9 protein-coding genes are annotated in these 17,282 nt (G+C 39.2%); all 9 read left to right on the forward strand.

Annotation, left to right across the window (positions count from 1 at the left end; genetic code table 11):
• Positions 1–19 precede the first annotated feature (19 nt).
• The 9 genes from B806_RS0111970 to B806_RS0112010 all read left to right on the forward strand — a co-directional run bounded on the left by B806_RS0111970 (position 20) and on the right by B806_RS0112010 (position 16,858).
• Complete coding sequence (locus tag B806_RS0111970) at positions 20–784, forward strand: 5-oxoprolinase subunit PxpA (protein ID WP_017403062.1); 765 nt, start codon at positions 20–22, stop codon at positions 782–784.
• A gap of 2 nt (positions 785–786) precedes the next feature.
• A complete protein-coding gene (locus tag B806_RS0111975) occupies positions 787–1,602 on the forward strand; it encodes a putative hydro-lyase (RefSeq protein ID WP_079381143.1) in 816 nt (271 codons plus the stop codon).
• A gap of 32 nt (positions 1,603–1,634) precedes the next feature.
• Positions 1,635–3,218, forward strand: a complete 1,584-nt coding sequence (locus tag B806_RS0111980) for an urea amidolyase family protein (RefSeq protein WP_017403064.1) — start codon at positions 1,635–1,637, stop codon at positions 3,216–3,218.
• Positions 3,218–4,936 carry a biotin carboxylase N-terminal domain-containing protein gene (locus tag B806_RS0111985; RefSeq protein WP_031944688.1) on the forward strand — a complete coding sequence of 573 codons (1,719 nt, stop codon included), beginning with the start codon at positions 3,218–3,220 and terminating at the stop codon, positions 4,934–4,936. The genes B806_RS0111980 and B806_RS0111985 overlap by 1 nt, the downstream gene beginning before the upstream one ends.
• A gap of 303 nt (positions 4,937–5,239) precedes the next feature.
• Positions 5,240–6,460 (forward strand): chloride channel protein, encoded by a 1,221-nt coding sequence (locus tag B806_RS0111990; RefSeq protein WP_017400097.1) that lies wholly within the window; start codon positions 5,240–5,242, stop codon positions 6,458–6,460.
• A 346-nt stretch (positions 6,461–6,806) separates the two neighbouring features.
• The gene (locus tag B806_RS0111995; RefSeq protein WP_017403066.1) at positions 6,807–8,546 is read left to right on the forward strand and encodes a ShlB/FhaC/HecB family hemolysin secretion/activation protein; all 1,740 of its coding nucleotides are present in this window, start codon (positions 6,807–6,809) and stop codon (positions 8,544–8,546) included.
• 46 nt (positions 8,547–8,592) lie between these two features.
• Positions 8,593–14,649 (forward strand): DUF637 domain-containing protein, encoded by a 6,057-nt coding sequence (locus tag B806_RS0112000; protein WP_017403067.1) that lies wholly within the window; start codon positions 8,593–8,595, stop codon positions 14,647–14,649.
• 11 nt (positions 14,650–14,660) lie between these two features.
• Positions 14,661–16,061 carry a hypothetical protein gene (locus B806_RS0112005; RefSeq protein WP_017403068.1) on the forward strand — a complete coding sequence of 467 codons (1,401 nt, stop codon included), beginning with the start codon at positions 14,661–14,663 and terminating at the stop codon, positions 16,059–16,061.
• A gap of 272 nt (positions 16,062–16,333) precedes the next feature.
• On the forward strand, positions 16,334–16,858 hold the full coding sequence (locus B806_RS0112010) for an SMI1/KNR4 family protein (protein ID WP_017403069.1): 525 nt from the start codon (positions 16,334–16,336) through the stop codon (positions 16,856–16,858).
• Positions 16,859–17,282 lie beyond the last annotated feature (424 nt).

Genomic DNA, 17,282 nt, shown 5'->3' on the forward strand with positions numbered 1-17,282 from the left:
GTGATAAAGGAATAATGCCATGTTTGTAGATTTAAATAGTGATTTGGGTGAAAGCTTTGGCTCATGGAAAATGGGTAATGATGACCAGATTTTACCTGTCGTGACCAGTGCCAATATTGCTTGTGGCTTTCATGCGGGCGACCCGCTCGGCATTTTAAAAACGGTTCGTAAAGCCGCTGAGCTTGGCGTGACCATTGGCGCTCACGTGTCTTATCCAGACCTTGTAGGCTTTGGCCGCCGTAATATGGATTTGTCACGTGACGAACTGATTGCCGATGTGCTTTACCAAATTTCTGCACTCGATGGCTTGGCTAAAGTAGCTGGCTCAAAAGTGCAATACGTTAAACCACATGGCGCGCTCTATAACACCATTGCACATGACCAAGCTCAGGCAGCAGCAGTAATTGATGCCATTAAAATGTATAACCCTGAACTGGTCTTAGTGGCTTTAGCTGGATCGAACTTAGTCGAGCAGGCACGTGCGGCTGGTTTAAAAGTTGTGTCTGAAGCTTTTGCAGACCGTGCTTATAACAGCGATGGCTCATTGGTGTCTCGCCGTCTAGAAGGTGCGGTTTTACACGATTCGGCATTTGTTGCGAGCCGTGTGGTTTCAATGCTTAAAAATGGTGGAGTTGAGTCAATTGACGGCGTATTTACCCCAATTCAAGCCGACACCATTTGCCTACATGGCGATACCGACGGTGCGCTAGAGATGTCGGCTGCCATTAAAGCCGAGCTTTTAAAAAACAATATTGAAATCCGCCCGTTTGTAAATAAAGCATAAGGATGAGCACCATGTATAAGGATATTAAAGTCGACCCAGCTCAACTTGAAGCTGCGTTAGATGCACGTTTAAAAATCCGTGCAGGTTTTGATAAACCGACAGCAGGGATGGCCGCAGGTATGACGCAGGTCAACATGATTTCGGTGCCAAAAGAGTGGGCATATGACTTTCTACTCTATGCACACCGTAATCCGCAAAGCTGCCCAGTGCTTGATGTGCTCGAAGAAGGCATCTATGCAACTAAGCTTGCAGCAGACTCAGACATCCGCACTGACTTCCCACGTTATCGCATTTGGAAAGATGGCCAAATGGTCGATGAAGTGACCGATGCCAGAGAGATTTATAACGCTCATCCTGATTTGGTGACATTCTTAATTGGTTGCAGTTTTTCGTTTGAAACAGCTTTGCAAGAAGCGGGCATTGAAGTTCGTCATATTCATGACGACACCAATGTACCGATGTATTTGAGCAATATTCAGTGTGAACCAGCAGGCCGTATTTCAGGAAATATGGTGGTTTCCATGCGACCAATTCCATCGCATCAAATTAGTGAAGCGGTACAAATTACAGCACGTATGCCGAGCGTGCATGGTGCACCTGTACATATTGGGCACCCTGAAAGCTTAGGAATTTTGGATGTAAATAAGCCAGACTTTGGCGATGCTTCTCGTATTGAAGCGGGTGAAATTCCAGTGTTTTGGGCGTGTGGAGTAACGCCGCAAGCTGCCGTCATGAACTCGAAAATTCCTTTTGCGATTAGTCATGCGCCAGGTTACATGTTTATTACCGACATTCCTGACCGTGCTTGGATTGGCTAATTGGACTAAAGAAGAATTAAAAGGATAAACAAATGCGTTTTTTATCGGTAAACGCCGATTGTTTTCTGATTGAGCTTGCGAGCCTAGAAGAAACTTTGGCGTTATACAATAAATTGCAAAATACGCAATTGAATGGAATTAAAGACTTAGTCCCCGCTGCAAAAACAATTTTGGTTTTCTTTAATGAGATCGAAACCAACTTTAAAACGCTGGTTGCTTTAATTCAGAGTCTCAAAATTGATTCTGGATTTGAGCGTAGTAGCCAAGAAGTGATTGTGCCGATTCGTTATGATGGCGAAGACCTTGCTCAGGTTGCCGAGTTGCAAGGTTTAACTGTTGCCGATGTGATTAGAAAACATCACCAAAGCGTGTGGAATGTGGCTTTTATTGGTTTTGCACCGGGCTTTGCTTATATGAGCAGTCCCGATAAGCCTTTTACCGATATTCCGCGCTTAACGGTTCCGCGTAAAAAAATACCGTCAGGTTCTTTGGGCTTGGCTGGAAAATACTCTGGTATTTACCCAAAAGACAGTCCGGGTGGTTGGCAGCTGATTGGAACCACATCAGAAAAAATGTGGGATTTAGAGCGTAAAAACCCTGCGTTACTGTTACCGGGTATGACCGTACATTTTGAAGATGTGACGCATAATCCAACTATTGTGACTGTACCACAGCAAATTACGCCTAAGGTTGAGCCGAAACAATCGGTGCCACTGTTTAAGATTACTGCACCAATTTTACAGATGCTCATTCAAGACGAAGGGCGATTAAACCAGACCAATATTGGGGTTGGCGTGGCGGGTGCAATGGACTTGTCTGCCATGCACAGTGCTAACCGTATTGTCGGTAATCCAACCGATACACCAGTCATTGAAGTTTTAAATGGTGGTTTAAAAGCCAAAATGCAGCATGCAGGCGTTATTGCGGTGGCAGGTGCCATTTCAAACATTCGTGTGAAATTTGCCGACGGACAAACCGCAGACTTTGCAAGCTATCAACCGATTGATTTAGATGAAGGCGATGAATTTCAAATTCAGCCACCGACCGCAGGCTTAAGAAACTATCTAGCAGTTCGTGGTGGTATAGACGTTGAACCAGTACTCAATAGTGCTTCGTTTGACAGCTTGGCAGTGTTAGGGCCAGAGCCTTTAAAGCTTGGAGATACCATTTACCAAGGACAGGTCAAGGCAACCAATATTAGCGTAAATGAAGTGGGCAAAAGTGACTTGCCAAAAGCTGGCGAAGTAGTTGAGCTAGATATTGTGATGGGGCCACGTACAGACTGGTTTGAACAAGACAGTATTGAACTGCTCTGTCAGCAAGAATGGTTGGTAACCAATGAAAGCAACCGAGTCGGGCTAAGACTTTCAGGTGCACAGCCTTTAACTCGCAAAATTACCCATGAACTGGAAAGTGAAGGCACTTGCATTGGCGCTTTGCAGATTCCACCGAGTGGCCAACCCGTTTTGTTTATGAATGATCATCCTTTAACGGGCGGATATCCGGTCATCGCCTCTGTTGCTAAACACCATTGGGATTTGGTTGCACAGATTCCGGCAGGTTGCCGCATCAAATTTAAAAAAATTGCCGAATTTACAGATTTTGAGAATGAATGATGAGTACAGAAAAATTATTGATTGCTAACCGTGGTGAAATTGCCGTTCGTATTATTCATGCTTGCCGTGATATGGGAATTTCGTCAGTCGCTTTATATGCAGATGACGATATTGGTAGCATGCATGTCGAACTTGCTGATGAAGCATGGGGCTTGGCTGGTGCAACTGCTAGCGAGACTTACCTAAATATTCCAGCAATTATCGAAATTGCAAAAAAATCGAAAGCGACTATGGTGCATCCGGGTTATGGCTTTTTATCTGAACGTGCTGAGTTTGCCCAAGCCGTGATTGATGCAGGTTTAAAATGGGTCGGGCCATCACCAAGTGCCATTGAAAAACTAGGCGATAAAATCGAAGCACGTAAAATTGCTGCTTCAGTCGGTGCGCCTTTGGTTCAGGGTACGCAAGATCCACTCAATAATGCAGATGAAGCTTTAGAGTTTGCCAAACAATATGGTTTACCAATTGCCATTAAAGCGGCGTTTGGTGGCGGTGGTCGTGGTTTAAAAGTCGCGTGGAAACTCGAAGAAGTGAAAGAGCTTTATGAATCAGCAGTACGTGAAGCAAAAGCTGCCTTTGGCCGTGGTGAATGTTTTGTCGAGCAATATCTCGATAAACCGCGCCATGTAGAAGCGCAAGTGATAGCAGACCAACATGGCAATATTGTGGTACTTGGCACACGTGATTGTTCATTGCAACGCCGTAACCAAAAGTTAGTCGAAGAAGCACCAGCACCATTCATTAGCGATGAGATTTATCAGCAAATTTTAAGCTCGGCAAAAAATATTTGTCAGGCTGCAAACTATGTGGGTGCAGGTACAGTTGAATATTTACTCAGTCGTGATGGCAAGCTTTCATTCTTAGAAGTAAACACACGCTTGCAAGTTGAGCACCCAGTGACTGAAGAAACCTCAAAAGTCGATTTGGTGGTGGAACAGATTCGTGTTGCACAAGGTGAAGCGCTTTCTATTAAAGAAACACCAAAAGCACAAGGCCATGCCATTGAGTTTCGTATTAATGCCGAAGACCCAGCACGTGGCTTTATTCCAGCCTTTGGTGTGTTGAGTTTATTTGAAGCGCCTTTTGGTCACGGTGTACGAGTCGACACAGGTGTTCGAACTGGGTCATTAGTGTCTAGCCATTTTGACTCACTCATGGCAAAACTGATTGTGACTGGTCCAACCCGTGAAATTGCAATTGCCCGAGCTAAACGTGCTTTAAAACAATTTAAAATTGAAGGCGTAGCTTCGGTTTTAGATTTTCACCGCGCGGTACTTAATGAACCTGACTTTACAAATGAGTTTAATGTACATACGCGCTGGATTGAAAATGACTTTAAACAAGAATTAAAGCCAACTAAACGTGGCATTCCAAACCATCAAAAACCAATGCTACTCAGCTACATTGAAATTGATGGCAAGTTACACCGTTTAGGTTTACCTGCGGGCATGTTTGCACAAGGCCCAGCAACCGCAGTTCAAGCGCAGACTGCCGAGCCAGAAGTACGTGCCGAGCATTTACTTGCTCCAATTAATGGTGTGATTAGCGCTTGGAAAGTCGAAAATGGCGAGCAAGTCACCGAAGGTCAAGTGGTTGCCATTATGGAAGCCATGAAAATGGAAGTGCAGGTACTGGCACACCGCAGTGGCGTTATTCAGATTGGCGCAGAAAAGGGCGCAACCTGCCATGCAGAAACTGTGATTGGTAGCATTAATTAAGTTTTGAATAAATGATTTGGCTCACTTAAGCATTAGTTTAATTGGGTCAAATCGAATGCTTATTTATTCAATCAGTTCGTTATTTTTTACAGTATTCGTTAACCATTTTCAGCTTGAAAATCAGCCCTAATTGTGAGATATTTATCACAGTTTAGTGATATGAAAATTAATCACTGTATTGAAAGCTCGCTTATGCGGGCTTTAATTTTTAGCCCAGTTTAAGCATTTCTCACTTAATGAGCTGGCGGCATAAAAACAATTTGAGAATTTGGCACTCACTCAAAGGCGAATTGAAGAAAGCGAATGAAAATTCTACCTTCATCTGAATATGATCAAATTCTAAAATACAGTGTCTATTGGCTCGTCATCTCGATCGTGATTGGAGTCGTCGCGGGGTTGGCCTCGACTTTAATTTTTGTGGCCTTTGATATTTCAAACAAAGTCAGAAGCCTGCATCACTGGCTCATCTACTTTTTGCCTTTTGTGGGTTTTGGTATTGGCTATCTCATTAAAAAATATGGATCACCGATTGAACGGGGAACTCATTTACTGATTGATGAAATTCACCAGCCTAAGTCGTTTATTCCAAAACGAATGAGCCCCATCATTTTTATTACTTCAATTTTAACGCAGTTATTCGGTGGTTCGGCAGGGCGTGAGGCACCAGCAGTTCAGCTTTCAGGTGCCTTAATTGACCACTTAAGCCATATATTAAAAGTCTCGGAAGATAACCGAAAAATCTGTTTAATCGCCAGTATTGGTGCAGGCTTTGCAGGGGTGTTTGGCTTGCCTCTAGCGGGTGCAATCTATGGTTTAGAAATTACTGCTTTAGGTAATTTAAGATACTCAGCTATTTTTCCATGTTTTGTGTCGGCTCTGATTGCATCGGCTATCCCTGAGCTATTTGATATTGTTCATCCGCATATTTTTTATGTGATTAGTGAGTTTCCAGCCATTCATTTTGGCACGCTCATGAACTTAATTGTGGCAGGTCTGATCTTTGGTTTAGTCGCACGTTTCTTTATTGCGGCCATCCATTTTGCGAGTGACGTCTTTTATAAATACGTTCGGTATTTGCCATTACGAACTATGGCGGGTGGTATTGTCATTATGCTACTTACGCTGTTCACCGCCCATCAGCAATACAACGGTTTGGGTACAGATAAAATCATTTCATCTTTTTATGTACCGATTGAGTTTTACGACTTTTTTAACAAGACTATTTTTACCGCCATCACTTTAGGTTCAGGCTTTAAAGGTGGTGAAATTACGCCACTCTTTTATGTAGGTGCGACATTAGGTAATGCTTTAGGAGCGGTTTTAAATCTGCCAATTTCATTGCTTGCAGGCTTAGGTTTGGTGAGTCTATTTTCTGGGGCGAGTAAGGCACCGTTGACCTCTATTATTTTAGCTGTTGAGCTATTTGGAATGAATGTTGCCACTTATGCAATTATTACTTGTTTGTTGGCAGCACTATTTTCTGGGAATTGTGGGTTGTATCGCCGTAAAAAGTTGATGGATTGATTAAGCCTTTCTAAGGAGTTGAGTGGTTTTAGGTTGCTTAACTCCTATTAAATCTTCTTTTTTTAATAATGATAAAAATTGGCCTAGTAAGTGAAATACTTCTAAGAATATGAAAAGAATTGAATTTATATCTTTATAAAAGAAGATGGAAATTAATTTTAATGAACAACTATTGTTTCCTAAATATTTAAACTATAGGTATACATTAATAAAAATTAAAAATATTTAAAAAATTTCCAAAATGTTTCAATTATGAATTTTTTATGACATTTATTGTTGATTGTGAATGATTCATGTAGTTTTTGTTTGATTTTTTATCCATTTGGTAAATTAAAAATAACATTTTATGCAAAACAAAATTTTTTTTACTCACGCTTTTTTTCTTTTGTATGGGGTAGCTACACATGCTTATGCTATCGATGATATTTCTTTACCAGATCGTATACGTCAGGAACAACGTTTAAAAGAGCTTAATCAACAATTAGAAGAGCAAATCACTCAGCTTGCACCTAAACCCGTCACTACCCAATTGCAGGATTTTAAAACTATAGTCGTTTCGGAAGAGCCATGCGTTAAGGTCAAGAATATTGATTTTGATAGAAAGACGTTACAGGACCCTGAACACTATAAATTTCACTTTATGCTTCGGGCAATCTGGAATCATCCGCAGAAGATTATTGGCAAGTGTATCGGTACGCAAAGCTTACGTAACCTCGTTAATTTCGCCCAAAATGAATTGATTAAAAAGGGTTTTATTACCAGTCAGGTTACTGTTGATCCTCAAGATATTCAGCAAGGTTCTTTGCGACTTGGTGTGCAGATTGGGCGTTTACGTAAGATCATCGTTGAAGGTGAGCAACTCTCTTTATTACAACTTAAAGCATCTTTACCATTTAAAGAAGGCGATGTCCTTAATCTACAACAACTTGATCAGGGTCTCGAAAACTTAAAACGAGCTTATACGGTAGATATACAAATTGTGCCGTCAAATGAGTCTGTTCAGGAAGCTAAAGGGTATAGTGATCTGATTATTAAGTTACAGCCACAATCAAAAATCAATTTAAATTTTGGTCTGGATAATTCAGGGAGTAAAGATACAGGTCGTTATATAGGTAGTCTGGGACTCAATATTAATAATCCATTCTATTTAAGTGATTCTCTTTCTTTTAATTTTAGTCATTCATTAGATAACTTACATCGAGACTTAAATAAAAACTACTTTGTAAGTTATCAGCTTCCGTTAGGAAATTATGATTTCAGTACTAGCTATAGCCGTTATCAATACGAACAAAATGTATTGGGTGCAAATGGTGTACTGCGTTATCACGGCTTAAGTCAGCAGGGTAATTTGAATGTATCTCGTGTACTTAGCCGAAGTGGGCAACATAAAACCAGCCTCTATGGCAAGCTCTACCATAAGCAAAATTCAAACTTTATTGATGATATTGAAATCGAAGTACAACGTAGAAAAACTTCAGGCTGGAATGCGGGGATACAACATCGCCAATATCTGGGTGATGCTGTATTAGATGCTGGTTTGGATTATCGGCATGGCACAGGCGCATTTGATGCGTTGTTAGCACCAGAAGAACAAATTAAGGACATTGATAAAAATCCATTACCGTCAGAAGGGTATTCCCGTGCACCGATATGGAGTGCCGATTTACGTTTTCAAATGCCATTTTTGCTTTTAGATACGCCTGCTCAATACCGTTTGAACTGGCGTGGACAATATGCTCCACGAGTTTTAGTACCTAATGATCGTTTTTATATCGGTGGTCGTTATAGCGTTCGAGGTTTTGATGGTGAACTGATGCTATCAGGCGATAACGGACAGTATTTACAACAGGAAATCAGCGTAAATACAAAAATTCCAAATACACAAATGTATGTTGCCGTAGATCAGGGCTGGGTTAACGGTAAGAACAGTATTGCTGGGCAGCGCCATCTAATGGGGAGTGTCGTAGGTCTACGAAGTTATCTGAACCATTTTTATATTGATGCCTTTACAGGGCGAGGCCTAATCGCACCTAAAAGTATAAAAAAAGACTGGATATTTGGATTTAGCCTAAATGCTTTTTATTAAGTTTCCTTAAGAAACAAAATTAATTTTAATTAGAGAAAACTGACTTATGAATAAAAATCTTTATCGAATTGTTTTTAACAAAGCTCGTAACATGTTTATGGCAGTTGCCGAGAATGTCAGAAGCCAGAGCAAGGCGGCAGGACAATCTACTTCCTCAGAAATAGAGCGTTCGGGACAATCATCAGGACAAGAAAAATCATTTCATCAACTGTGGCATGTCAAGGCATTAGTAGCAAGTATTAGCTTATTAGTACCATTTGCTCCTGTCTATGCTGCTATTGTCGCAGATAGTGCAGCAAATGCTGCAAATCGAGCTGTCATTGGTGCTGGTAAGAACTCAGCAGGTGTAACAGTTCCGGTGGTCAATATCCAGACCCCTAAAAATGGTATATCCCATAATATTTACAAACAGTTTGATGTTCTGGCTGAAGGCGCTGTTTTAAATAACAGCCGAACAGGAGCTACCACGAAAACCGTAGGGGCCGTGGGGGCAAACCCATTTTTAGCAACAGGCGAAGCTCGAGTTATTTTAAATGAGGTAAATTCAACAGCTGCTTCACGCTTTGAGGGGAACTTAGAAGTTGCAGGGCAAATGGCAGATGTGATTATTGCCAACCCGTCTGGTATTAATATTAAAGGTGGTGGCTTTATTAATGCCAATAAGGCAATTTTTACTACGGGTAAGCCTCAGTTAAATGCTGATGGTAGTATTCAGCAATTTAATGTAAGTCAAGGTAAGGTTACTATTACTGCACCGACCAATAGTACTTTTGGGTTGGGTGGTAACAACAATAATGCTAACTATGTTGATATATATGCCCGTGCACTAGATTTGAATGCTCAACTTCAGGCCACAAATGATATTCAGGTGATAACAGGAGCTAATACCGTTAGTTCAGATCTTAAAAATATAGCTTCTATTACCGGTACTGGAGCAGTCCCAACTTTAGCTGTTGATGTAAAAGCACTGGGTGGAATGTATGCTAATAATATTTATTTGATGGGTACAGAAAAAGGTTTGGGAGTTACTAATGCAGGAACTATTCAGGCAGTAAGCAATCTGGTGATTACCAGTGCTGGAAAAATTGAGCATAGCGGTACAATCAGCTCAACAAGTAAAACGCAAGGTTTAGTCAGTGTGCAAACAACGGGTGTTGGTGTAGCTGCAGATATTAATTCATCAGGTAGTATCAATAGTAATGGCATGCTCAATATTGATTCAGGTAATAACCTGAATGTAAATGCTAAAGAAATTATTATTAATAATGGTAGCTTGGCTTCCTCTCCTTTAATCATTAATGCTAAAGGGAATTTAAATTTAGCAGCGAATAGTCGAATTTTTAATGATGCACAGAGTGGGGAATTGTATGTTGAGGCGGCGGACCTCAATCTGGCGACTAATGCAGGCATTACCAGTAATCGTGGTTCAGCATATATTCAGTCGCAAAAAGATATAGTTGCAGCACAAGGTGCAAAATTAATAGCAGCACAAAATTTGAATGTGTCCGGAAAAGGTAAGCTCTCACTGAATGGAAATCAGATTCAGGCATCCTTAGGTTCAATAAACCTACAAGCAGATTCTTCAAATACAGATGGTTTAATTGATATCCAAGGTGGGACTATTTATGCAGGTAAAGATTTAAACTTATACAGTTCAGGAGATGTAAATTTACAAAATCTTGGATTTTCACTTGAAAATTCTGCAACACGAGTCAAGAACATTAATGCTCACAGTGGAAGAAACTTGGTTTGGAACAATGCAACAAAAGTTCTACCCCAGATTACAGGGAAAGTTGCATTGGATGCCGAGAATAATTTAAGTATTTCAGCTCAAGGGGTCTCTAGTAAAGATAGTATTCAGTTACAAGCAGGTCAATTAACATTAAATACGAATTTCACCTCCCAAAAAGATATTAATCTGATCACAGAAACAGCTGATTTATTTCTAAATAATGTATTAAATGCTCAAAATGATATCAAAATTTCAGCTTTAACTGGTGGGATTACTGCCAATAGCCTCAAAGCCAATTCTAATGCTGGCAAAATTTCGATTCTTGCCACTAAAAATCTAGTTTTAAATTCACTGCAAGAAATAGAATCAGCTCCTTGGGCAGATCAAGATGGCGCAACAACTGATATGACCTTCATCAATGGTAATAAAGGAGTTACATTAGGGTCAATTGGGGATGGGAATGTACAATTAAAATCTACTCGTATTACTGCTGAACAGGGCGATATTCAACTGATTGCAGGTAATGGTATTTCTTTACAAGCTAATACCGATGTGACAATTAGAGGTGATCATGGATATGATGATATTAGAAAGAATATTTTACAGGGACAATCTTTACAGATTCAGAATAAGAAAGCAGATGTCGTCATTGATAACACCACTTTAACAACCTCTGTTGGTGGTTTATCTATTAATAGCGAGGGAAAAACGACATTATCAAATAGCGAATTAAATTCTAAAGGGAATACTGAGCTTTCTGCCAAAGATCATCTGACTTTACAAAATATAGAAGCGAATGCTGATAAGCATATGGCTTTGAGTAGTAAAAAGAATATTTATATTAATGGGGAGTATGGCACTACGACGCTTTGGAAACCAAATATTCAGAGTAAATTAACTTCTCAAGGAAGCTTGTCAATGATTAGTGCGGGGAGTCATGCTGCCCAGAACACTACCTATACGGGTGGAGCAATATTATTAGAAGCAGGAAACGTTCTGACAACGCCTTCTAATGCCACATTAAGTTTTAATGCAGTTGATAGTGCTTTTCTCAGAATTGATCCTGCTCTCAAAGATTTAAATGGTGATCTTACGATCCAGACCAATGGTACTTTATCGCTGGACCCCAAAATTCATAAGCTCAGTGCTGCTGGAGATTTAGAACTCATTTCTAAAAATGGAAAGCTAAGTTTATTGGGGTATGGTGGAACCAATGGTAACTTCTCTGAAACAATATTTATGATAGTCAATGGAGGAGGAAGCCATTTAGAAGGCAATAAAGGGGTGGAAATCCAAGGTGCTGGAATAAGAAGCATTAAGGACTTTAAAATTGTAGCACCAGATGGAGACATCAAAATTGAGGGGGTAAAAAACACTTTTAAAAATTCTAGCTATGCAAAACATGCTCTTGATTTAGCTCATCAGCGTCTTTACTACGAAAATAGAATACAAGCACTTAATAGTTTAGGCACACTGACTGCTGCTCAAAAGAAACTTGTTGCACAGTATACTGAAGAAATAAATGATATTACCCAACAAGTTAATTTTTTAAGATCAGGAACCAATGGAGCAGAACACAAAGGAAGTCTGTTGACCTCAGAAACTGGGAAGGTCAATCTTGTCTCCGGAAAAGGAATCATGATTACGGGGGCAGATATCCGGGCTGTTGATGGTGAAGTCAATATTGAGTCGCAAGGTATTGGAGAGAAAGTCTATAGCTCCACAGCATTAGATAAGAATGGCCAACCCATGATCATGAATGCAGGTGCTATTCTTGCAGCTCATAATGATTTTTATGATCGTGGTAATGAAACAGATCAAAACTATCAGGCAATCTCCTTACTTACACCAACCCTTGTTGAAGGCCGACGTGGTGTAAATATCAAAACGACAGGAACACAAGAAGGAAGCCATCTGGTTTTACAGGCAGTTGGGATCAGCTCCTCTAATGGAGATGTTAAGATTGAATCGAATAAAAATATACTATTTGATGTGGCCCTTGAGCAGAGTTATGATCGGTCAACCTCGGTTGAAAAGAAAAAGTCGTGGGGAGGTTTAAAAAAGAAAACGATTACAACATTTTCTGAGAATGAATCGAGTCGCCCTGCCTCAGTCGATATCAGCGGAAACAATATCTATATCGAGAGTAAAGAATTAAATAAAAATCATAAGGTCGATATCTATTCAGGACAGTTTATCGCAGAAGGTGGGGATGTATTTATTCGTTCAGGTGGGGATTTATACTTTAATACAGTGAACGAAATTTCGAAGAATCAGTTGGAGATTAATAAGAAGTCTTCAATATTAGGGATTAAATATAATACTTCAAAAACCAATAGTAGCTATCAGGTTGTCACTCAAATCCCTTCAACAATAGCCGCGGCGTATATTGGGACCAAGTCAGGGTTTGATACCCATTTAGCCGGTACAGAGTTTAATTATCTGAAAGAAGCGACAATTGAGTCTGGTGGTAAAATATTTTTAGAGCCAAGTGTCACTAGTATTAATAACACAATTAAAAAAGAAAAGAATTCGGTTGTTTGGCAATCGATGCAAGATAAGGGATCAATTACAGAAACAGCCAAACTTCCAAGTTTTAATGGTCCCACACCACCGATCTTTAAAGCCACTGGTGGGTTGAGCGTACAAATACCGATAAGTGAAAAAGATGCCAATAAAATAGTACTTCGAGATGAAATTTTAAAATTAGCAAATCAACCTGGAAATACTTACCTTAAAGATTTAGTCAATCGTAATGATGTGGATTGGCAGAAGGTTCTCCTTACTCAAAAGGATTGGGATTATAAATCACAAGGTTTAACTGGAGCAGGAGCTGCTTTAATTGTCATCATCGTCACTATTGCGACAATGGGTACTGGTACAGCAGCGGCGGCTGGAGCAGCAGGAGGAACAGCTGCTAGTGGTACTACGGTCGGTCTTGGGGCAAGCATGCTTGGTACGGCTGGGGTGACTACCACAGCGGCAGGCGCAATTGTTCCATCAACATTAGGGGCAATGGCAAATGCAGCAGTCACGAGTCTAGCTGCTCAGGCAAGTATTGGTCTGATTAATAACGGTGGGGATATTGGCAAGACCCTAAAAGAGATGGGAAGTAAAGATTCCATTAAAAATCTGGCTGCATCTGTGGTAACAGCAGGTTTATTAAGTCAAGTTGGTACTGCTCTAAATTTAAAACCAGACAGTACTCTCCTATCAGACCGATTAGTAAATAATTTTACCACTTCTGTAGGATCCACCTTAGTACAAACTGCCATTAATGGTGGGAATCTTGGCGATAATTTACAAGTTGCATTACTAGCCGGTTTAGCAGGGGCCTTACAAGGAGAGTTGGCTAGTCAGATTGGAACGAGTTTAGATAAAGTCGATCCGAATATATTTGAATATACAATTCATAAAATTGCTCACGCCGCTGTTGGATGTGCTGCTGCTGCTGCAACGAAGTCTAGTTGTGAGGCAGGTGCGATTGGTGCCGGTGTAGGTGAAATAGTTGCAGGGTTAATGCCAGAACCAGCCAATGGTATTGAATATACTGATGCAGAAAAACTAAAAATCCGGAATATAGGTAAATTAGTTTCTGGAACGGTTGCAGCATATACTGGTTATGATGTAAACACTGCTGCGAACAGTGCTGATACTGCGATTCAGAATAACTCCTTAGTTAGATTAGCAACTACCACAGGTAAGCTATTAGTAAAAGCAGCTGAAATTTATGGTGATATTAAGAAAGCAAATAAGGGTATAGTCGATTCAAAGGTTTTTGTACAAAAACTTAAAGATCAAGGCGTAAGTGAGCTTGTTGGAATAGCTGATGATTTGGTAACTGTTTTTGGTCCTGCCAGTACTCCTTTTGATAGAGCTTTAGCAGCTTTTGACCTTATTATTGGAACAGATTTAAAACCGGGGAAGGCTGAATCATTAAAGCTTGCTCAAGCTGAATTGGATAAATTAAAAGTAGATCAAGCTTATACTTTAAAAGTTTTACAAGTAAAAAAAGACGTAGTTACCAGAAACCGATTAAACGGTAAAGAATTTGAAATGAGTGCTGCAAGTAAATTGGGGGTAAAGCGAAATACCGATCGACAAATGATTACCATAAAAACTGAGAGAGATGGACAGATTAATATTATTCCAGATGCATTCGGTAATGGTGGGACATTAGTTGAGTTCAAGAATGTCCAATATCTTACAGATACCCAGCAACTCAGGGGGTATGGGGCAACAGGAAAACCAGTTACTTTAGTAGTAAATATGAATACAAAGATATCTGAAACAGTGAAGAATAGTATTTTATCTAATAAGGGGACAATTCAAAGATTTGATCCTATCAAAAATACTCTCCACTCATATTAGGAAATTATCAAATGAAGTTTAAGCGTCCTATTTATAGCAAAATTTTTACTCCAAATATGTTGAGAGATCCCCAAGAATTTTTTAAACGGATACACCACTACTGTAATTCCTTTCCAGAAATGCTTCCAGAAAAGTATGGTTTTTGGGAACCATTAAAAATCCCATTTTCACCTGACATAATAGAAAAACTGATTCCTAATGACAGAGGGGGAGCTGCTGATCGATTATTGTGCCAACGTTTAAAAAAGCCCCGTTATCAAGGAAGTTTTTGGCCTTCACTGCATGGAGAGACGCATAGTGAGGAATATCTTACCTCAGAGTTTACTCAAATTGATCAGCATAAATTGATAAATTATCTGAAAACTACTACCTTACAATTTAATGCGGATTTAGCAATTATTGATGCAAATCGGCATTCGGAACCACAGTTAGGAATTAAAGAAGGATGGCGTGGGGTAACACCTTTTTCCTATGAACTAAAACATTGGTTACCAGATATGTATTGGGGAACGGTATTTGGTAAACCTTATGTCGATTTATTTGGCTTAGAGTGTTTATTGTCTACCCCCGCGTATAAAGTAGAAAAGTTATCAGATGATGCTGTTTACATTCAATTAACTGAGCAAGTACAAGATATATTTGAAAAAACAGAACATGTGGATGAACAGCGTGAAATAGTTAAATATCATTTGGGTACTGATGCCTTTTGGTCACCAGAAAAGGCTTATGTAATAAACACGGATTATAGAGTTTTAAAAGGCTTATCTGAACATAATGTAATTAATATTCCTTTGCAGACTAATTATACTGATGTCTTCCGTGTGCCTCATTTTAATTTAATATCAGATGCTTATATGCAAGCAGAAGTACCGCCGGAAAATATTTATACATATTTGAAGGGAATAAAGGAATTTGGTACCGATCAATGGATTGTTCAATTGTCTCAAGCATGGTTATTACGCATGTTTGATCCTATAGCGCTTGGTTATGGTATTGAGGATGTTTATAGTCATGGTGAGGTAAGTGAAATAGAGTTTTTTTATAAACCCGATGGATATGACTCTCCTATAGAAAAGGAACTATTTATTGGAGCGTGGGATCGACCAGAGCAAGAAACAATGAGCCGTCAGAAGTATGCTGAATCCATACTTCAAGTATTAGCTAGTAATTACCCATTAGCGCAATCAGAATGGTCAAATGTAGAAAGTAAAGTTGATCATTTTGAGGGGCATTCAGAAGTTTATTTAGACCAAATCGATCCACAAGAGTTTAATTTGTTTCGTATAGCAATTAAAGTAATTGTATTTGAGCGGTTTTTTGTTAAAGTCACTTTCATGGATTATTGGTGTAATGACTTGAGTGAATCTCAAGAAATTTCTAACCCAATTTTTAACTTGTTTAAAGCGAAGTAATATTTATATAAAAAGACTTTTATTGATAAAAATAAGGGGATGATGCCCCTTATTTTTATTCTGTACAAGAAATATATAACAGCGAATATAGCTGTTGAATGTTCTGTCATCCACTATGGATGACAGAACATCCGCTTTAATTGAATTATCAATACGTGTGGATTTAAAGGCAGCTAAAAATGTTGATGTCTTAAAAAGCGATCAAAAAATTCTTGTGAAGAATTTAGGGACACCCTTAACAAGAATTTAATTCTTTTTGGAGAAATATGTAAATGAAGCTGTTAAATGAAGCATTAAGAAAAATAGAGACTCTTTGGAGTAAAGAGCCAAAGCACGCTGTTCATAGAGGAGAAAAAACTTTTTTTCAGTTTCGTTGTATTTTGAATAATGGTATTTCACCAGATAGATTTGGTGATATCGATTTGCAATTACCAACAGAGTTTAAGGAGTTCCTCTTAGTTAGTAATGGGGCTGATTTATTCAAGGATGAGGAATATGGGCAATGGGGAGCGAGAATATTTAGTATTGATGAGTTACAGTCATCTAATAAATATTATAGAGAGTTAAGACCTAAAGACTTCACTAAGGGGGATTTGATAATTGGTGAGTTTTATGGTGATTCAGATTTGTTACTGTTAAGGTGTGATCCTGAAAGTAAGGATTATGGCGCTGTACTTATCGCTTTACCTTTTGATAATCGCTCAGATTGGTATTGTTCAGTCAACTTTGAATATTTTATAACTGACTATGTTAATTTTGAGGGCGATAAATTCTGGGAGATGCGAACAAAAAAATAATTTTATTGAAGCTCTAACAAGGGCTAGTTTTTTTAGCATATCCCATTTTATTTATTATTCTAATTATGTTGCAAAGATTTATGCTTAAAATTAAATATATAAGTCATCTCTAGAGCTAATCTATAGTTTGCTATGTAGTTACTAAATTAATAAAGCAAGAAAGGTATATCCTTATTTTTCTATGAATATATAAGCCCATTTCCGATGGCTAATTTCTTTCTTTTTAAGGATCTATTTTAAAACAAATGTCATTTCCCACGCTTGACGACAACAAAAGCGAATACTATCCTTTGCGTGCTGGCCACATTGCCAGTTGGTTTTAGCAGACCATCAGCCAAAGTACACGAAAAAGTAGTAACTTTTTTGTGGAAATCCCTGCGTGCCCCCTCTGCGGCGGAATGATCTGACCCCATAAAGTTGGACA

The sequence above is a fragment of the Acinetobacter sp. TG2027 genome, from assembly GCF_000302435.1.
GTDB classification, from domain to species: Bacteria; Pseudomonadota; Gammaproteobacteria; order Pseudomonadales; family Moraxellaceae; genus Acinetobacter; species Acinetobacter pittii.

Excerpts from the sequence above, each read along its gene's own strand:
- B806_RS0111970 (WP_017403062.1), top strand. The coding sequence starts at position 20 with ATGTTTGTAGATTTAAATAGTGATTTGGGTGAAAGCTTTGGCTCATGG.
- B806_RS0111975 (WP_079381143.1), top strand. The coding sequence starts at position 787 with ATGAGCACCATGTATAAGGATATTAAAGTCGACCCAGCTCAACTTGAA.
- B806_RS0111980 (WP_017403064.1), top strand. The coding sequence starts at position 1,635 with ATGCGTTTTTTATCGGTAAACGCCGATTGTTTTCTGATTGAGCTTGCG.
- B806_RS0111985 (WP_031944688.1), top strand. The coding sequence starts at position 3,218 with ATGAGTACAGAAAAATTATTGATTGCTAACCGTGGTGAAATTGCCGTT.
- B806_RS0111990 (WP_017400097.1), top strand. The coding sequence starts at position 5,240 with ATGAAAATTCTACCTTCATCTGAATATGATCAAATTCTAAAATACAGT.
- B806_RS0111995 (WP_017403066.1), top strand. The coding sequence starts at position 6,807 with ATGCAAAACAAAATTTTTTTTACTCACGCTTTTTTTCTTTTGTATGGG.
- B806_RS0112000 (WP_017403067.1), top strand. The coding sequence starts at position 8,593 with ATGAATAAAAATCTTTATCGAATTGTTTTTAACAAAGCTCGTAACATG.
- B806_RS0112005 (WP_017403068.1), top strand. The coding sequence starts at position 14,661 with ATGAAGTTTAAGCGTCCTATTTATAGCAAAATTTTTACTCCAAATATG.
- B806_RS0112010 (WP_017403069.1), top strand. The coding sequence starts at position 16,334 with ATGAAGCTGTTAAATGAAGCATTAAGAAAAATAGAGACTCTTTGGAGT.